14 protein-coding genes and 2 pseudogenes are annotated in these 17,134 nt (G+C 73.4%); 1 reads left to right on the top strand and 15 read right to left on the bottom strand.

The features are described 5' to 3' along the window. Positions 1 to 45: 45 nt before the first annotated feature. From B5P21_RS09210 to recO, 3 genes and pseudogenes are all read right to left on the bottom strand, one after another. Positions 46 to 1,155, bottom strand: coding sequence for a Gfo/Idh/MocA family protein (locus B5P21_RS09210; protein WP_052663196.1), 1,110 nt, complete (start codon positions 1,153 to 1,155; stop codon positions 46 to 48). Between the two features lie 10 nt (positions 1,156 to 1,165). Next, complete coding sequence (locus B5P21_RS09215; RefSeq protein ID WP_045527872.1) at positions 1,166 to 2,026, bottom strand: isoprenyl transferase; 861 nt, start codon at positions 2,024 to 2,026, stop codon at positions 1,166 to 1,168. 194 nt (positions 2,027 to 2,220) lie between these two features. Further along, a pseudogene (gene recO / locus B5P21_RS09220) lies at positions 2,221 to 2,934 on the bottom strand (DNA repair protein RecO); the annotation flags it as partial. Positions 2,935 to 3,043: 109 nt separating this feature from the next. On the opposite strand from recO, the gene B5P21_RS09225 reads away from it, so the two are divergent. Continuing rightward, entirely contained in the window at positions 3,044 to 3,721 is a 678-nt protein-coding gene (locus B5P21_RS09225; RefSeq protein ID WP_045527868.1) for a trimeric intracellular cation channel family protein, read from the top strand. A gap of 60 nt (positions 3,722 to 3,781) precedes the next feature. Here the strand turns inward: B5P21_RS09225 and leuA are convergent, their stop codons facing one another. From leuA to B5P21_RS09280, 12 genes and pseudogenes are all read right to left on the bottom strand, one after another. Further along, entirely contained in the window at positions 3,782 to 5,548 is a 1,767-nt protein-coding gene (leuA, locus tag B5P21_RS09230) for a 2-isopropylmalate synthase (protein WP_045527867.1), read from the bottom strand. A gap of 165 nt (positions 5,549 to 5,713) precedes the next feature. Further along, the gene (locus B5P21_RS09235) at positions 5,714 to 8,278 is read right to left on the bottom strand and encodes a bifunctional lysylphosphatidylglycerol flippase/synthetase MprF (protein ID WP_045527866.1); all 2,565 of its coding nucleotides are present in this window, start codon (positions 8,276 to 8,278) and stop codon (positions 5,714 to 5,716) included. Continuing rightward, the gene (locus B5P21_RS09240; RefSeq protein ID WP_052663195.1) at positions 8,275 to 9,678 is read right to left on the bottom strand and encodes an alpha/beta hydrolase; all 1,404 of its coding nucleotides are present in this window, start codon (positions 9,676 to 9,678) and stop codon (positions 8,275 to 8,277) included. The genes B5P21_RS09235 and B5P21_RS09240 overlap by 4 nt, the downstream gene beginning before the upstream one ends. A gap of 84 nt (positions 9,679 to 9,762) precedes the next feature. Next, positions 9,763 to 10,449: a response regulator gene (locus B5P21_RS09245; RefSeq protein ID WP_045527861.1), complete on the bottom strand. Its 687-nt coding sequence runs from the start codon at positions 10,447 to 10,449 to the stop codon at positions 9,763 to 9,765. A gap of 54 nt (positions 10,450 to 10,503) precedes the next feature. Further along, positions 10,504 to 11,373, bottom strand: a complete 870-nt coding sequence (locus tag B5P21_RS17305) for a sensor histidine kinase (protein ID WP_246865267.1) — start codon at positions 11,371 to 11,373, stop codon at positions 10,504 to 10,506. Positions 11,374 to 11,548: 175 nt separating this feature from the next. Continuing rightward, positions 11,549 to 12,007: pseudogene (locus B5P21_RS17685) on the bottom strand (DUF7134 domain-containing protein); the annotation flags it as partial. A gap of 109 nt (positions 12,008 to 12,116) precedes the next feature. Further along, the gene (gene era / locus B5P21_RS09255) at positions 12,117 to 13,181 is read right to left on the bottom strand and encodes a GTPase Era (protein WP_172457220.1); all 1,065 of its coding nucleotides are present in this window, start codon (positions 13,179 to 13,181) and stop codon (positions 12,117 to 12,119) included. Beyond that, positions 13,174 to 14,493 (bottom strand): hemolysin family protein, encoded by a 1,320-nt coding sequence (locus B5P21_RS09260; protein ID WP_045527859.1) that lies wholly within the window; start codon positions 14,491 to 14,493, stop codon positions 13,174 to 13,176. The genes era and B5P21_RS09260 overlap by 8 nt, the downstream gene beginning before the upstream one ends. A gap of 8 nt (positions 14,494 to 14,501) precedes the next feature. Beyond that, positions 14,502 to 14,963 carry an rRNA maturation RNase YbeY gene (gene ybeY / locus B5P21_RS09265; RefSeq protein ID WP_045527857.1) on the bottom strand — a complete coding sequence of 154 codons (462 nt, stop codon included), beginning with the start codon at positions 14,961 to 14,963 and terminating at the stop codon, positions 14,502 to 14,504. Then, a complete protein-coding gene (locus tag B5P21_RS09270; protein WP_045527855.1) occupies positions 14,960 to 16,009 on the bottom strand; it encodes a PhoH family protein in 1,050 nt (349 codons plus the stop codon). Before B5P21_RS09270 ends, ybeY begins: the two co-directional genes overlap by 4 nt. Beyond that, complete coding sequence (locus B5P21_RS09275) at positions 15,996 to 16,352, bottom strand: histidine triad nucleotide-binding protein (protein ID WP_045527854.1); 357 nt, start codon at positions 16,350 to 16,352, stop codon at positions 15,996 to 15,998. The genes B5P21_RS09270 and B5P21_RS09275 overlap by 14 nt, the downstream gene beginning before the upstream one ends. A 28-nt stretch (positions 16,353 to 16,380) precedes the next feature. Further along, on the bottom strand, positions 16,381 to 17,133 hold the full coding sequence (locus B5P21_RS09280) for a 16S rRNA (uracil(1498)-N(3))-methyltransferase (RefSeq protein WP_045527852.1): 753 nt from the start codon (positions 17,131 to 17,133) through the stop codon (positions 16,381 to 16,383). Position 17,134 lies beyond the last annotated feature (1 nt).

Consider the following 17,134-nt stretch of genomic DNA (forward strand, 5'->3'; position numbering starts at 1 on the left):
GGCATCGCCGGGAAAGGCGGCCCCCAGTCTACGGGCGCGTCCCGCTCACTCCTCGTCTCCCGCGGTCCGCCGGTGCGCGAGCTCGACGATGCGGACCGTCTCGAGGGAGTCGCGGGGCTCGACCGGCACGGGTCCGCGTCCGCGCACCGCGTCGGCCATCGCGGCGTAGAAGTCCGCGTAGCGGCCGCGCTCGGTGGGGACGCGCTCCCCTGCGGGATCCCCCGCCGCCTCGACGAGCGTGCCCCACTCCGCCTCGGGCGCCTCGCCGAAGCCGGGGTCGGTCGGCGACGCGCCGTCCTTCAGCAGCGGCTCCTGCGGGTCGAGCCCGTGCACGGCGTACGCGCCCGCGGTTCCCAGCACGCGGAATCGGGGGCCCGCCAGCGCGGCCACGCGGCTGACGGTGATGTGCGACTGCACGCCCGACTCGTGCAGCAGCGAGTAGAAGGCGTCGTCGTCGCTCGCGGATCCGTCGCGCACGGTCGCGAGCTCGGCCGCGAAGTCGGCGACGGGCCCGAACAGCTCGAGCGCCTGGTCGATGAGGTGGCTGCCGAGGTCGTAGGAGATGCCCGCGGCGTCGGCCGGCGTCTCGCGGTCCTGCCAGCGGTCGCGCACGGGTCCGCCCCAGCGCTCGAAGGTCGACTCGAAGCGGTGGACCGCGCCCAGGCGGCCCGACGCGATGAGCGCCTGCACGGTGAGGAAGTCGCCGTCGAGGCGCCGGTTCTGGAAGACGGAGAACGGGATCCCGAGGGCCTCGGCGCGCTCGATGAGCATGAGCGCCTCGTCCACGGTCGCGACGAACGGCTTGTCCATGACGACGGCGAGGTGCGCGTCGAGCGCCTGCAGCCCCTGGCGGAGGTGCGCGGAGGCGGGCGACGCGATCACGATCATGTCGAGCTCGGCGGAGCGCGCGAACAGCGCGTCGGCGGACGGGACGACGTCGGCGCCGGGGTGGCGCTCGCGCACCTGCGCGGCGCGGTCCGGGTCGGAGGTGGAGACGAGGGCGATCCGGTACTCGGGGCTCGCCGCGAGGAAGGGCGCGTGGAAGACGCGGCCGGCGAGGCCGTAGCCGACGATGCCGACGCGGATGGGCGCGTCGCCGCCCGCGGAGGAGGAGACGGAGGAGGACGGACGGGGCGCGGTGTCGGGTGCGGTCACGCTCGCGATGCTACTGAGCGGTCGCGGCGCCGTCGGCCTCCGCGTCCGGATCCTCGGCCGACCCCTCGTCGGCGTCACCGGCGTGCGCGTCGACCGCGCCGCCGAACCGCCGGTCGCGGTGCACGTAGCTCTCCACGGCGTCCCACAGGTCCTTCCGGCGGAAGTCGGGCCAGAGCCGGTCGAGGAACACCATCTCCGCGTACGCCGACTGCCATAGGAGGAAGTTGCTGGTGCGCTGCTCGCCGGAGCTGCGGATGAAGAGGTCCACGTCCGGCACGTCCGGCAGGTACAGGTAGCGCTGGATGGTGCGCTCGTCGACGCGCGACGCCTTGAGCCGGCCGGCGTCCACGTCCTCGGCGATGCGGCGCACGGCGTCGCCGATCTCCGTGCGGCCGCCGTAGTTGATGCACATCGTGAGGGTCATCCCGGTGTTGTCCTTCGTCATCTCCTCGGCGACCCGCAGGTCGTCGATGACGCTGCGCCACAGGCGCGGGCGACGGCCCGCCCAGCGGATCCGGACGTTCCAGGCGTTCAGCTGGTCGCGACGGCGGTGGATCACGTCCCGGTTGAAGCCCATGAGGAAGCGGACCTCGGCGGGCGAGCGCTTCCAGTTCTCCGTCGAGAACGCGTAGACCGACAGGTGCGTCGCACCGAGCTGCACGGCGCCCGCGACGGTGTCGAACCACGCCTCCTCCCCCGCCTGGTGGCCGGCCGTGCGCGGGAGGCCGCGCTGGTTGGCCCAGCGGCCGTTGCCGTCCATCACGACCGCGATGTGCTTCGGCACGAGGTCGGCGGGGATCGCGGGCGGCTGCTCGCCGGTCCAGTCGAGCGGGAGGTCGGCGCGGCCGGGGACCTGGGGGCGTCGGCTCATGGGGTCGTCTCCTGTGCTCGGGGGCGGTCGGCGGGAGGGGCGGGCTCGGCGGCGGCCGGCGTGGACCGGACCGCGGACGCGGTCGCGGCGGCGAGGGCCGCGGCAAGATCCGGGTCGGCGCCGTCGAGGTCGGGCGCGTCGAGCGGCACGGGCCGCTCGGTGGGCGGGAGGAGCTGACGCGCGTCGCTGCGGTCGACGAGGCCGAGCGAGCGGATCCCCCGGTCGAGGTGCCACTGCGCGTACGCGGCGACCACGCCGCTCGCGCGCGCCTGCGATCGGAGCGTGGCGGCCTCGGCGTGCGGCCAGTCGCCCGTGAGGAGCGCGGACAGGAGCGCGAGGGTGTCGGGGTCGAGCCGCGGGGATCCGGGCGGGGCGGCCGCGTCCGCGACCGCGCCGCCGAGCTGCACGACGAACGCGGAGTGCGGGCCGGGCGCGCCCGTCACGGCGCAGTCCTGGAAGCTCGGCGCCCATCCGGCCATCGACAGGCTCCGCAGCAGGTAGGAGTCGAGCGTGAGGCTCGCGCCGTGCTCCCGGCGGCTGAGCGACCGGAGCGCGCCGACGAGGAGCAGGTACTGCTGGAGCGACCCCTCGTCCTCGGTGACGCGGTCGGCCGTCTCGACCATGGCGCTGGCCGCGGTGTAGCTGCCGTAGTCGGCCGCGATGAGGGCGCCGTAGGAGGCGATCGACTCGGCCTGCGTGATGATGTCGAGCGTACGGCCCTCGAAGAACTGGGCGTCGGCGACCATGAACGGCTCGAGCCGGGCGCCGAACTGCGACTGCGTGCGGCGCACGCCCTTGGCCACCGCGCGGATCTTGCCGTGCTGCCGGGAGAGCATCGTGACGATCCGGTCCGCCTCGCCCAGCTTGTGGGTGCGCAGGACGACGATCTCGTCACGGTAGAGGGGCACCCCTCGATTATCCGCCCCGCGCCCGCGCTCCCCCGCCGCCGCGCGGGCCGGGCCGCCCGGCGTCACGCGGCCGTGCATCGCGCCAGCCCTGTGCTATCAAGGGGAGGCCATGGATCCCGTCCCCCTCACCATCCCGCTCTGGGCGGACCTCCTGGCGGTCAGCATCGGCAGCCTGCAGGGCGCCATGTTCGCGGCGGGCTTCCGCGACCGCAAGCTCGACCTGCTCGGCATCGCCATCATCGGCACGGCCACGGGTCTCGGCGGCGGCCTCCTCCGCGACGTGTTCCTCGATGTCACGCCCGCGGCGCTCTCCAGCAACTGGCTCATGCTCGTCGCGGTCGCGGCGGCCCTCGGCGGCATGCTCCTGGAGCGGATCTTCACGCGCCTCGACGCCGTCATCACCGCCCTCGACGCGCTCACCATCGGCCTGTTCTGCGCCATCGGCACGTCGAAGGCGCTGGCGGCCGGGGTGCCGGAGGTCCCGGCCGTCTTCATCGGCGTCGTGTCGGCGGTCGGCGGCTCGTTCGTCCGCGACCTCCTGCTCAACCTGCCCATCGCGATGATGCACGTGGGCTCGCTCTACGCGGTCGCCGCGGGCGTGGGCGCCGTCATCGTCGTGCTGCTCGCGACGTTCGGCGTGCCCATGTGGATCGCCGCCATCGTCTGCGTGGCCGTCACGGCCACCACCCGGCTGCTCGCGGTGCGCTTCGGCTGGAGCCTGCCGGAGCAGCGCGCGCTCAGCCGCCTGCGCTTCACGGCGCTGCGCCGGCCGCGTCCGCGGCGCTGACGCACGACGGCCGGGCGTCGCCGCCCGGCCGTCGTGCACGCGCACGTCGCGCGGAGCGGATCAGACCGCGGCCAGCTCCGGCTCGCGCACGGTGCGGCGGATGGCCCGGTTGACCCCGGAGACGATCGCCTCGAGCGACGCCGTCGAGCTGTCCTCGTCGATGCCGACGCCCCAGAGGCGCACGCCCTCGACCTCCAGCTCCACGTACGACGCGGCCAGCGCGTCGCCGCTCGCGCTGAGGGCGTGCTCCACGTAGTCGAGCAGGCGCACGTCGACGCCCTGGTCGGCCAGCACCTTCAGGAACGCGGCGATCGGGCCGTTGCCGGACGCGGAGGACTCGCGCACCTCGTCGCCGTCACGGAGCTCGACCTCGAGGGACACGGATCCGCCCATGTCGCTCGACGTCCGCGTGGACGTGAGCTCGAAGCGACCCCACTTCTCCTCGACGCGGTCGAGCGGCGCGGGCAGGTACTCGTCCTGGAAGATCGACCAGATCTGCGCGCTCGTGACCTCGCCGCCCTCGGCGTCGGTCTTGGCCTGCACGACGCCCGAGAACTCGATCTGGAGGCGGCGCGGCAGGTCGAGCGAGTGGTCGGCCTTGAGCAGGTAGGCGACGCCGCCCTTGCCCGACTGCGAGTTCACGCGGATCACGGCCTCGTAGGAGCGGCCGAGGTCCTGCGGGTCGACCGGCAGGTACGGCACGGCCCACGGGATGTCGTCGACCGTGACGCCCTGCGCCGCCGCGTCGACGGCCATGGCCTCGAAGCCCTTCTTGATGGCGTCCTGGTGCGATCCGCTGAACGCCGTGTAGACGAGGTCGCCCGCCCACGGGCTCCGCTCGGGCACGGCCAGCTGGTTGCAGTGCTCGGCCGTGCGCTTGATCCCGTCGAGGTCGCTGAAGTCGATCTGGGGGTCGATGCCCTGCGTGAACAGGTTGATGCCGAGCGCGACGAGGTCGACGTTGCCGGTGCGCTCCCCGTTGCCGAAGAGGCAGCCCTCGATGCGGTCGGCGCCGGCCAGGTAGCCGAGCTCCGCGGCGGCCACGGCCGTGCCGCGGTCGTTGTGCGGGTGCAGCGAGACGAGCACCTCGTCGCGGCGGTCGAGGTGGCGGCACATCCACTCGATGGAGTCGGCGTAGACGTTCGGGGTCGCCATCTCGACGGTCGCGGGCAGGTTGAGGATCACCTTGCGCTCGGGGGTCGGGTCGAGGACCTCGACGACGCGGTTGCAGATCTCCGCCGCGAACTCGAGCTCCGTGCCCGTGTAGCTCTCGGGCGAGTACTCGTAGTAGACGTCGACCTCGGGGATCGTCTCCTCGTACCGCCTGCAGAGGCGCGCGCCCTCGAGCGCGATGTCGATGATCCCCTGCCTGTCGGTGCGGAACACGACCTCGCGCTGCAGCACGCTCGTCGAGTTGTAGAGGTGCACGATGGCCTGCTTCGCCCCGCGCAGCGACTCGTAGGTGCGGGCGATGAGGTGCTCGCGCGCCTGCGTGAGGACCTGGATCGTGACGTCGTCCGGGATCGCGCCCTCCTCGATGAGGCTGCGCACGAAGTCGAAGTCGGTCTGGCTGGCCGACGGGAAGCCGACCTCGATCTCCTTGTAGCCCATGCGCACCAGCAGGTCGAACATGATCCGCTTGCGCTCGGGGCTCATCGGGTCGATGAGCGCCTGGTTGCCGTCGCGCAGGTCGACCGCGCACCAGCGCGGCGCCTCGGTGATCCGGCGCGCGGGCCACGTGCGGTCGGGCAGGTCCACGGCGATCTGCTCGTGGAACGGGCGGTACTTGTGGATCGGCATCCCGCTGGGGGTCTGCGTGCTCTTCATGGTCGTCTCCTCGTCGTTGTCGGGTCAGCCGTGACGGGACTCCGCGACGAGGAGGGCCGGATCAGGCCTCGCCGCGGCGACTAAGGAGGAGGCGGCCGGACTGCATGGGACCACGGTACACCGGCGCCGCGGGCGTCCGCACCCGCCGCGGCCCGCGGGCGGGGCTCACCGGGCGGAGCGGAGCACGCGCGTGAGTTCGCGCACGGACGTCGACGGCAGGTAGGCCCGCGTGAGCGCGAGGCCCACGGTCGGCAGGGCGGTCGCGTCCGGGTAGGCCATGATCAGCGGCACCAGCTCCGGCTGGAACTTGCGCTTGAACTCGAGCAGCGAGCGGAACCCGTAGACCGGCTCCAGCGACTCGGCGAGGAACTCGAGGATCCACTCGACCGCGCTCTCCTGCCGTTCCTGGCCGGCGCCGGCATCCTCGTGACCGCCCTTCGGGGAGGCCGCGCGGGTCTGCGCGAGCGGCGCGGCGGACAGGCTCATGAACTCGATGCCGTCCTCCTTCATCCGCATGGCGGAGCGGGCGATGAGGAACTCCATCACGCCGTGGACGCCGTCCGGGCGGCGGCGCATGAAGTCGAGCGTCCAGCCGACGACCTCGCCGTCGCGCAAGGTGGGCAGCCAGCTCGTGGCGGCCTGCACGTGGTCATCGGCGTCGATGGCGAGCATGAGCCGCACGGCGGGATCGCGGAGCTCCTCCACGCCGCCGAGCGTGAAGCCCATCTCGGGCAGCTCCTTCTCCGCGACCCACTCCTCGGACATCTGCTCGATCTGGCTCGCCCACGCCAGCGGCAGCTCGGCCCAGGTGGTCCACTCGGCGCGGATCCCGGCGCGGTCGGCCCCGTTGATGGACGTGCGCACTTTCTGCCACTTCTTGCCCGTGGTCTGCCAGGTACCCGGCCGCACGACGGTCTCCTCGGCGACGACGAGCGTCTCCCAGCCCATGTCGCGGAACAGCGGCGTCATCGACGCGGGGACGCTGTAGAAGACGGGCGTCCACCCGTTGTCGTCGGCGAAGCGCGCGAACTGGCCGAGGACGTCGCGGAGCGCCCCGTCGTCGTCGGGCGGGCCGAGCGGCGCCGCCGTCGTGATGGCGACGCTGCCCACCACGCGATACGCCACGACCGTCTGCCCGTCGGCGGCGATCCAGTACGAGTTGCCCGGCCATGTCGCCATGTGCGACAGGGAGCCGATCGCGCCGCGGCGGAGGGCCGGCGCGACGCGCGCCTGCGCCCGGGGCACGGCGGCGATGCGGACGTCGGCGATGGCGCGCAGGCTCGCGACCACCAGGATGATCCAGAACACCGGCCCCACGCCGCGGTACACGACGTCGGTGATCGGGTCGGTCGGCAGGAAGTCGAGCGACTCCCCGCGCAGGAACGAGGCCGGGATGAAGCGGTCCGGCGCCTCGGCCAGCAGGTCGTTGAGGTCCACCGGCCGGGTGAAGGCGTCGGAGAGCGCGAGCCCGGTGGCCACGAAGAGCGCCATGAGCCCGGCCAGGGCGACGCCCGTCGTCACGAGGAAGCGCCGGATGGCGGGGGCCGTCGACAGGATCGTGAAGTGCCGGCGTAGGAGCACGAGGACGATCGCGCTGCCGAGCGGCAGCGTCACCGACGCGATGAGCGCGGCCACCGCCTCCGGGTGCGCGGACGGCGACGCGGACAGGCGCGGCGAGACCATGTCGCGGTGCACGAGCATGCCGAACGCGTAGGCGGACAGCACGGCGAGGAGCAGGTTGACGCTCACGGCGAGCCACACGGCGAAGCGCCGCCCGCGCGCCAGGCCGTACGCGGCGACCAGCAGCGCCAGCAGCGGCGCCACGGAGAGCAGGATCGGGCCGACCCCGCCGCCGATCCGCGCCAGCATGATCTCCTGCAGGCAGTCGTGCGTGAAGTCGCTCGACAGGCAGCGGGTGGAGATCGCGTCGCCCGGCACCCGGTCGTCGACGAACAGCAGCGCGATGGGCGCGAGCGGACCGTAGCGGCTCCGGGACAGCAGGGCGATGACGGGGCCGGTGCCGAGGATCGCGACGACCCAGGCGAGCATCACGCGCACCTCGTGGTGGGAGCTGCGCTGCCAGAGCGCTCCCCCGGCCGGCCGGTGCAGCAGGGCGCCGACGACGCCCCCGACGAGGATCGCGAGGAGCCGGTAGAGGTCGCTCGGTTGGCCCGAGTAGAGGAGGAACACGAGCACCACCACGACGAGCACCACGCGGATGCGCCGCCGCCACAGGACGCCGGCCCACGCGCTCGAGAGCGCGAGCACGCCCGCCACAGCCGTGAGCGGATCCGCCGTCGCGATGCCCCGCACGCCGTGCGACCAGAGCTCGCCGTCCACGAGGCCCAGGGCCTGGACGGCGATGCCGAGGAGCGAGCCGACGGTGCCGGTGAGCACGAACCCGAGCAGCGTGCGCCACCAGCCCATGAGGTGCTCCGCGACGCCGACGAGCACCAGCACCGCCAGGAGCGAGACGACGAGCTCCACGGGCCCGTCCGTGAGGAAGGCGGCGGTGGCGGTGGTCCACCAGTGGCCGCGCTCGACGACCGCCTCGTAGCCCGTCGCGAGCTCGTGGCGGACGACGCGGCGCCATGTGGCGGAGACGGCGGGCAGGACGGCGAGGAGCAGGATCGCCGCGGCGATCCCCAGGGTCACCGGCTGCGCGACGAGGCGCGTGAGGAGCGCCCGGGCTGCGCCCTGGAACGTGAGGATGCGGGGGCGCGTCGTCATCGGGTGAGCCCCAGACGCTGACCGAGGGTGGGGAGGGCGTCGGCCGTGCACCACTTGACCGTCCCCCAGTCGTGCGAGCTGCCGGGCGCGAGGCTCAGCCGCGCGTCGATCCCCGCGGCGACAGCGGCTGCCTCCACCTGCTCCACGCCGGGACGGTACCCGGAGTCCTCCTCGCCCACGCAGAACACGGCCTGGGTGTCGGCGTAGGGGGCGCGGCTGGCCATGACGGCCGAGGGGATCGATGCCGCGTACCTGTCGCGCGACCCGCCGAAGGCGACGTCGATGGTCTCGGGGCCGGCCCACGGGCCGATCTCGCCGGAGATGTCGACGAAGGAGCCGTACAGGTCGGTATGCGCGGCGCCGAGCTGCGCGGCGCACGTGCCGCCCTGCGAGAAGCCGAGCAGGGCCCACGACGTGCGATCGTCGAGCACGCGGAGGTTCGCGCGGATCCAGGTGGGTACGTCGACCGTGAGGTAGGTCTCCGAGTTGCCCAGGGACGAGTCGATGCACATGGGGTTCGCGTCCGACGCGCCCAGCTGGTCCGGCATGACGACGATGGGCGCGAGGCCGTGGTGGTCCGCGGCGTAGGCGTCGAGGATCGACTCGAATCGGCCGGACGCGAGCAGGTCGAGCGGCTTGCCCGGCTGCCCCGACATGGCGATGACCACGGGCAGCTGGGGGGCGTCCGGCACGAGCGCCGCGGGCGGGAGGTAGACGATGGCGTCGCGCGCCGTGAAGCCCGACTGCGTGCTCGGGATGGCAACGGATCCGACGCGGCCGTGGGCGGGGAGCTCCTCGCCCGGCGTCCACGACTCCTCGATCGGCACGGTGGAGTCCGGGGCCGGCTCCCCGTCCGCGGGCTGGGCCGACGGGAGGTCGGTCGTGTCGAGCGGACCGACGCGGGTGAGGCCGAAGGCCGCCGCCACGTTCGGGTACTCCTGCAGGTCCGCGTTGATGCCGATGGCGGACGTCAGCACGACCAGCGGCACCACGAGCACGGCGAGCACCCGGTGCAGGACGCGCAGACGTCGCGTCGGCCGCCCGGTGCCGCCCACCCCGGTGACGCTGCGGCCGCTGCGCACGACGGCGACGACGAGGATGCCGAGCCCCATGCCGCCGACGGCCGTCCAGCCGCGTGTCGGCAGGGACAGGACCACCCCGAACAGGTCCATCACGTCGCCGAGGACGAAGGCGAGGGCCAGGCCGCCCAGCGCGCCGATGAGGGCGCCCAGGGCGAGCTCGCCGGCCGTGCGCCGGGGATCCGCGGCGCGCGCGCCCGTCGTCTGGCGCGCGCGACGGGCCACGACAGCGAGGAGGACGATGCCAATCACGGGCGCGAGCGTGGTGGCCGTGACCGTCGACGCGCTCAGCAGCGACAGGTCTTCGAGATCGTGGAGCATGGTGGTCCTCTGGCGACGGGAGCGGGCAGGCGACAGGAATCTAGCCGACGGGGATGCGAGCGGCCTCCCGCCGATCGGGAGCGGCTAGCCCTGGGTCGGGGATCCGTTCAACCGGTGCTCGAAGGCGAAGACCACGAGCTGCACGCGGTCGCGGAGGCTGAGCTTCGCGAGGATGCGGCTCACGTGCGTCTTCACCGTCGCCTCGCTGAGGAACTCCGCCTGCGCGATCTCCGCGTTGCTGAGGCCGCGTGCCGCGAGGACGAAGATCTCCCGCTCGCGCGAGGTCAGCGACGCGAACGCGGGCGGCGCGACTCGGGGCCGGGAGCCCGGGTCGAAGTGCTCGAGCAGCTGGCGGGTGGCGGACGCCGCGATGACGGAGTTGCCCGCGTGGACGGTGCGGATCGCGGCGAGCAGGAACTCGGGGTCGGCGTCCTTCAGCACGAAGCCGCTCGCCCCTGCCCGGATCGCGCGCGCGGCGCTCTCGTCGAGGTCGAAGGTCGTGAGCACGAGGACGCGCGGCGGGCGGTCGCCCCGCGCGTCCGCCGCGCGCAGGACCTCGGCCGTGGCCTGGATCCCGTCCATCACGGGCATGCGGATGTCCATGAGGATCACGTCGGGGTGCTCGGTGCGCGCGAGCTCGACGGCCTCCTGGCCGTTGGCGGCCTCGCCGGCGAACTCCAGGTCGGGCTGCGAGGAGATGAGCATGCGGACGCCCGTGCGGAACAGGGCCTGGTCGTCGACCAGGGCGACGCGGATGGGTGGGGTGGGCACGGGGGTCCTTCGATCGGGGGCGGCGTGGGAAGGGTATCGCGGAGGCGCGACGGGTCAGGATCCGCCGGGCCGGTCGTCGCGCGCGCGGCGTGCCGCGGAGGCGGATGCCCCGCGGGCGGCGGCGGTGCGGTGCGGGCTGACGTGCGCGGCGGGCCTGCCGGGCGTCGCGGTGCCCGCGGCCGCGGCCTCCGGCGGGAACAGCTCGTCGAGGGTGAGGGGGCGGCTGGGCGCGTCCGCGCCCGTGCTGACGGACGCTCCCGCGACGGGCACTCGGGGCACGGGGCGCGTGGCGGGAGCGAACGGGATCCACGCGGACACGGTCCACACGCCCTCGCGCACGCCCGCGGAGAAGCGGCCGCCGGACAGCGTGGCGCGCTCGCGCATGCCGGCGAGGCCGTGGCCGACCGGCTGCGCCGGGGTGGCGGGGGCGGGCGGCAGCACGGGGAGGGCGATGATGCCCGTCGTCGTGCGCGCCGGGCGCACCGGATCCGGGAGCGTCCGGCTGCGCACCGACACCGAGACGCCGTCCGGCTCCCAGGCGAGCTCCACCTCGACGGGGTGCCCGACGTCGCCGTGCCGCAGCACGTTGGTCAGCGCCTCCTGCACGATCCGGTATACGGCGAGCTGCTGCCCGGTGCCGAACTCGCCGGGCTGGCCCGACTCGACGAACTCGATGGTGAGGCCCGTGGAGCGCATCTGGTCGATGAGGTCGCTCAGCTCCTTGAGCTCGGGCTGCGGGGCGTCGTCCTCGCTATGCCGGAGCTGCGCCAGGAGGATCCGCACGTCGCCGAGCGCCTGCCGGGCGGTGGTGGAGATGGTGCGCAGCGCCTCGTCCGCCGCCTCGGGATCCACCAGCCGTGCGTAGCGCGCGCCGTCGGCCTGCGCGATCACGACGGCGAGCGAGTGGGCGACGACGTCGTGCATGTCCCGCGCGATGCGGTTGCGCTCCTGCTCGACCACGACGTCCTGCAGCGCGCGCCTGGTCGCGCTCGGCGGCCTCCTGCGCGTCGCGGCTCGCGTGCGACGCGCGGGACGCGACGACGAGGCGGCCGGCCGTCCACGACGCGAGCAGCACGCTCCACGCGCACAGCAGCAGGAACAGGGTCGCGAACGCGGTCCACTCCCCCGAGTTGAACGCGGCGCTGCCGATGGGCACTCGGCCCGAGGCGTACGAGAGGTAGGAGGCGGCGACCACGCCGCCGACGATGGCGGAGGCGAGGCCCAGCGCCCGGACGATCCGGCCGCCGTAGGCCGCGGTGCAGTAGACGACGCCCGCGATGGCGATGTCGCCGGGCTCGACCGCGGCTCCCGCCCCCATCTGGATGATCGCGCCCGCCCAGGCGACGGCGAGCGAGAGCCCCGGCGCGAGCCGACGGACGGCGAGGGCCGCGCCCATGAGGACCACGAGGACCAGCGAGACCTCGGAGGTCGTGAACGAGAAGACCCCGAACGCGCTCGCGGCCGCGACGCCGATCGAGCCGGGAGCGAGGACGGCGACGAACGCCGCCGCGAGGACGACGTCGAGGACGAGCTGGTACCTCGGGATCCGTCGGAGCATGCGACCACCGTACGTGCCGCGCCCCGCCGAGGAGCCCGCGGCGGCCGAGGATCCCCGCCGCGGCGCGCCGATCTCATCCGCGGGATGTACGCGGGATCGGCACCTCGGGTCAGAAGCCGAGGCGGCCGAGCAGCTTCGGGTCGCGCTGCCAGTCCTTGGCGATCTTCACGCGCAGCGACAGGAACACGCGCGTGCCGACGAGCGGCTCGATCTGCGCGCGCGCCACCTGCCCCACGTGCTTGAGCCGCGACCCCTGCGCGCCGATGACGATGCCCTTCTGGCTGTCGCGCTCGACGAAGAGGTTCGCGTAGATCTCGAGGAGCTCCTTGTCCTCGCGCTGGATCATGTCGTCGATCGTCACGGCGAGGGAGTGCGGCAGCTCGTCCTGCACGCCCTCGAGCGCCGCCTCGCGGATGAGCTCCGAGATGCGCGCCTCGAGCCCCTCCTCGGTGACCGCGTCGGACGGGTAGAGCTGCTCCGAGACGGGCAGCGCCTTCAGCAGCTCGCCCACGAGCGCGTCGAGCTGGATCGCCTCGACGGCGGAGACGGGCACGATCGCGTCCCAGTCGCGCAGCTCCTGCACCGCGAGCAGCTGCTCGGCGACCGCGTGCCGGGAGGCGGAGTCCGTCTTCGTGACGATGGCGATCTTGCGGGCGCGCGGGTACTCGTCCAGCTGCTCGTTGATGAAGCGGTCACCCGGGCCGATCCGCTCGTCCGCGGGGATGCACAGCCCGATGACGTCCACGTCGCCGAGCGTGGTCTGCACCAGCGCGTTGAGCCGCTCGCCGAGGAGCGTCCGCGGGCGGTGGATCCCGGGGGTGTCGACGAGGATGAGCTGCCCGTCCGGCCGGTGCACGATGCCGCGGATGGCCTTCCGCGTCGTCTGCGGCTTGGAGCTGGTGATGGCGACCTTCTCCCCCACCAGGGCGTTCGTGAGCGTGGACTTGCCCACGTTCGGGCGGCCGACGAACGAGACGAAGCCGGCGCGGTAGGCGGGCGCCCCGCCGCGCGGCTTGCGCTTCGCGCGCGACGGCTCGGCGGCGCGGTCGATGCCCCAGGCCTCGTCGGACAGCGGGGCCGGCTCGGCCGTCGCGTCGGCGGGCGCCGCGTCGGCGGGCGCCCCGTCGCGCGGTGCGGCCTCAGCGGCCGTCTCGTCGTCCCGGGGGTCAGTCATGGGCGTGTCCTCTGCTGGCGGGGGCCGCCTCGTGGTGGTCGTCGTCGTCGTCGGCGTCGCCCGCGCGGTCGCGCTCGACGAGGATCGTGCTGATGCGCGTGCGGCGCCCCTCGACCCGGTCGGCCGTGAGGACCAGCCCGCCGACGCGCACCACGGATCCGCGCTCGGGAAGGCGCCCCAGGGTCTTCGCGAGGAGGCCGCCGGCGCTGTCCACGTCGTCGTCGTCGAGCTCGAGCCCGAACAGGTCGCCCAGCTCGTCGATCGGGAGCCGGGCGCTCACACGGTACACGCCGTCCCCGAGGTCGTCGAACTCGGGCACGTCGCGGTCGTACTCGTCGCTGATGTCGCCCACGAGCTCCTCGATGAGGTCCTCGAGCGTGACGAGCCCGGCGATGCCGCCGTACTCGTCCACCACCATCGCGAGGTGGTTCGACTCGAGCTGCATCTGCCGCAGCAGCGCGTCGGCCTTCTGCGACTCGGGGACGAAGACGGCGGGGCGCGCGAGCTGGTCGACGGTCGTGCGCTCCGCCTCCTCGGGCCGCTCGTGGACCATGCGCGCGAGGTCACGGAGGTAGAGGACGCCCTCGATCTCGTCGGAGTCGCGACCCGTCACGGGCGCGCGGGAGATGCCGCGGGAGAGGAAGAGGCCGAGCGCCGATCCGACGTGCACGGTCTGCTCGACCACCACCATGTCCGTGCGCGGGATCATCACCTCGCGCACGACGGTGTCGTTGAACTCGAAGATCGAGTGGATGAGCTCCCGGTCGTCCTCCTCGAGCACCTCGAGCTCCGTGGCCTCGTCGACCATGCTGAGCAGCTGCTCCTCGCTCGTGAACGTCGCGACGGTCTTGGGGCGGCCGGGGGTGACGCGGTTGCCGAGCGCGACGAGGGCGTCGGCGACCGGGCCGATGGCGACGCGGATCACCCGCACCATGAGCGCCGTCCACGCGAGGAGCGGGCGCGCGTGCACCCGGCCCACCGAGCGCGGGCTGGCGCCCACCAGCACGAAGGACACGGCCGTCATGATCGCGGCGGCCACGAGCATCGTGATCCACCACTCGTCGATCGTGTACGCGAGCGCCAGCGTCACGAGCACGGCGGCGCTCGTCTCCGCGATGATGCGCACGAAGCTCAGCGAGTTGACGTACGCGCCCGTGTCGCTGGAGATGGCGAGCATCGACCGGCGGGCGCGCGAGGTGAGGGCGAGCTCCTGGATGTCCGCGCGGGACAGCGACGAGATGGCGGACTCGGCGGCCGCGAACAGGCCGCCGAACACGACCAGGAGGGACGCGGGGAGGAGGAGGGTGAGCATCGAGGCGGTCAGCGCCCGCGCTCGCTCATGGCGAACCCGATCAGGATGTCGCGCTGGAGGCCGAACATCTCGCGCTCCTCGTCGGGCTCGGCGTGGTCGAAGCCGAGCAGGTGCAGGATGCCGTGCGCCGTCAGCAGCAGGATCTCCTCCATCGTGGAGTGCCCCGCCGCCACTGCCTGCTCGGCCGCGACCTGCGGGCACACGACGATGTCGCCGAGGAGCCCGGCGGGCGTCGGCCGGTCCTCGGTGCCGGGCCGGAGCTCGTCCATCGGGAAGCTGAGGACGTCGGTGGGGCCGGGCTCGTCCATCCACTGCACGTGCAGCTGCTCCATCGCGCCCTCGTCCACCATCACGATGGCGAGCTCGGCGTCGGGGTGCACGTGCAGGGTGTCGAGCGCGTAGGTCGCGAGCCGCTGGATGAGCGGCTCGTCGACCTCGATCGCCGACTCGTTGTTGATCTCGATGCTCATCGGGTGCTCCCAGGGGCGGTGCGGCGCTCGGCGCGGAGGTGGTCGGCGGCCTGGCGCTCCGCGTCGTAGCGCGTGTACGCGTCCACGATGCGGCCGACCAGGGTGTGTCGCACGACGTCGTCGCTCGTGAGACGGGAGAAGTGGATGTCGTCCATCCCGTCGAGCACGCGCGTGACGAGCTGCAGGCCGCTGGACCCGGTGGGCAGGTCGACCTGGGTGATGTCGCCCGTGACCACCATCTTCGAGCCGAAGCCGAGGCGCGTGAGGAACATCTTCATCTGCTCGGGCGTGGTGTTCTGGGCCTCGTCGAGCACGACGAACGCGTTGTTCAGCGTGCGGCCGCGCATGTAGGCGAGGGGCGCGACCTCGATGGTGTTCGAGGCCATGAGCTTCGGGACGAGCTCCGGATCCATCATCTCGTTGAGCGCGTCGAACAGCGGGCGCAGGTACGGGTCGATCTTGTCGGTGAGCGAGCCGGGCAGGTAGCCGAGCCGCTCCCCCGCCTCGACGGCCGGGCGCGTGAGGATGATGCGCTCGACCTCCTTGCGCTGCAGCGCCTGGACGGCCTTCGCCATCGCGAGGTAGGTCTTGCCCGTACCCGCGGGGCCGATGCCGAACACGATGGTGTTCTCGTCGATCGCCTGCACGTACTGCTTCTGGCCCTGCGTCTTCGGCCGGACGGTGCGGCCGCGCGACTGCACGATGGCCTCGCTCAGCACGTCGGACAGGGTCCGCGCGTCGTCCTCGCCGAGCCGGCGCGCGCTCGTCTCGATCTCCTGGGGTTCCACGTGCTGTCCGTCCTCCACCATCGCCACGACCTCGTCGATGAGCCGACGGGCCGCGGCCACATCCGCTCGGGTGCCGACGAGCGTGATCTCGTTGCCGCGGACCCGGACGTCGACGTCCGGGTGCTCGCGTTCGATCTGCCGGAGCAGCCGGTCCTGCGGCCCCAGGAGGCGCACCATGAGCACGCCGTCCATCGTCGCCGTCTGCTCGACGCGGTCATCCGCCGTCGATGCGTCGCCGCGCGGGTCAGAGCCCGACATGGTCCCCCTGGTCGAATCCGGCGAGCACGTGCGCGTGCACGTGGAACACGGTCTGGCCGGCGTCGGCCCCCGTGTTGAAGAGGAGGCGGAACTGCCCGCCCGCGCGCTCGGCGGCGATGCGCGACGCGAGGTCGACGACCTCCGCGAGGAGCGCGGGGTCGCCCGCGGCGAGCTCGACGACGTCGCGGTACGCGGCCGTCTTGGGCACGACGAGCACGTGCACGGGCGCCTTGGGCGCGATGTCCTCGAAGGCGATGACGCGGTCGGTCTCCGCGACGATCTCGGCCGGGATCTCGCGCGCGACGATGCGCTCGAAGACGGTGGGCTCTGGGCTGCTGGTCATGCGCCCAGCCTACGCGGGACCCGCGACGTCACCATCGCCCGAGCGCGGCGTTGACGAGCGCCAGCGCGGCCGGTCCGGCGGTGGACGTGCGGAGGATCCCCGGGCCGAGCGCCACCGGGATCGCGCCCGCCGCCCGCAGCGCCTCGACCTCGGCCGGGCCGATGCCGCCCTCGGGGCCGACCACGAGCAGCACGTCGCTCGCGGCGTCGCCGTCGGCCGTGGCCAGGTCGAGCCGCGACAGCCGCGCCTCGGCGGTCGGGTCGAGCACGAGCACGCGCGCGGTCGCTGCCATGCGCACGAGGTCCTTCGTCGTCGCGAGCGGCTCCACCTCGGGCACGCGGGGGCGGATGGACTGCTTCACGGCCTCGCAGACGATCGCGCGCCAGCGCTCCCGACCCTTGGCGACCTTGGCGCCCTCCCACCGGGAGACCGAGCGCTGCGCCTGCCACGGGATCACGGCGTCGACGCCCAGCTCGGTCGCGGCCTGCACGGCGAGCTCGTCGCGGTCGCCCTTCGCGAGCGCCTGCACGAGCACGACGCGCGGCGACGGCGCCGGGTGCGCCTCGACGGACTCGACGCGCAGCTCCAGGCGCTGCGGATCCGCCGTCGTGACGACGCAGGACGCGATGGTCCCGCGCCCGTCGCCGACGAGCAGGCCCTCCCCTGCGCGCACGCGGCTCACCGTGACGGCGTGCCGCGACTCCTGCGGTCCGAGCGCGACGACGCGGCCGACGGCGAGGTCGGCCGCGTCGAGGTCGTCCGCGAGGTGGAAGTGCGCCACG

Origin of the sequence: Clavibacter michiganensis subsp. insidiosus (assembly GCF_002240565.1) — a bacterium.
Taxonomy (GTDB): domain Bacteria; phylum Actinomycetota; class Actinomycetes; order Actinomycetales; family Microbacteriaceae; genus Clavibacter; species Clavibacter insidiosus.

Bases quoted from the DNA above. Each gene is read 5' to 3' on its own strand.
- B5P21_RS17305 (WP_246865267.1), bottom strand. From the start codon at position 11,373: ATGCACGACGTCGTCGCCCACTCGCTCGCCGTCGTGATCGCGCAGGCC.
- leuA (WP_045527867.1), bottom strand. From the start codon at position 5,548: ATGAAGAGCACGCAGACCCCCAGCGGGATGCCGATCCACAAGTACCGC.
- B5P21_RS09215 (WP_045527872.1), bottom strand. From the start codon at position 2,026: ATGAGCCGACGCCCCCAGGTCCCCGGCCGCGCCGACCTCCCGCTCGAC.
- ybeY (WP_045527857.1), bottom strand. From the start codon at position 14,963: ATGAGCATCGAGATCAACAACGAGTCGGCGATCGAGGTCGACGAGCCG.
- B5P21_RS09240 (WP_052663195.1), bottom strand. From the start codon at position 9,678: ATGCTCCACGATCTCGAAGACCTGTCGCTGCTGAGCGCGTCGACGGTC.
- B5P21_RS09225 (WP_045527868.1), top strand. From the start codon at position 3,044: ATGGATCCCGTCCCCCTCACCATCCCGCTCTGGGCGGACCTCCTGGCG.
- B5P21_RS09275 (WP_045527854.1), bottom strand. From the start codon at position 16,352: ATGACCAGCAGCCCAGAGCCCACCGTCTTCGAGCGCATCGTCGCGCGC.
- era (WP_172457220.1), bottom strand. From the start codon at position 13,181: ATGACTGACCCCCGGGACGACGAGACGGCCGCTGAGGCCGCACCGCGC.
- B5P21_RS09270 (WP_045527855.1), bottom strand. From the start codon at position 16,009: ATGTCGGGCTCTGACCCGCGCGGCGACGCATCGACGGCGGATGACCGC.
- B5P21_RS09235 (WP_045527866.1), bottom strand. From the start codon at position 8,278: ATGACGACGCGCCCCCGCATCCTCACGTTCCAGGGCGCAGCCCGGGCG.
- B5P21_RS09260 (WP_045527859.1), bottom strand. From the start codon at position 14,493: ATGCTCACCCTCCTCCTCCCCGCGTCCCTCCTGGTCGTGTTCGGCGGC.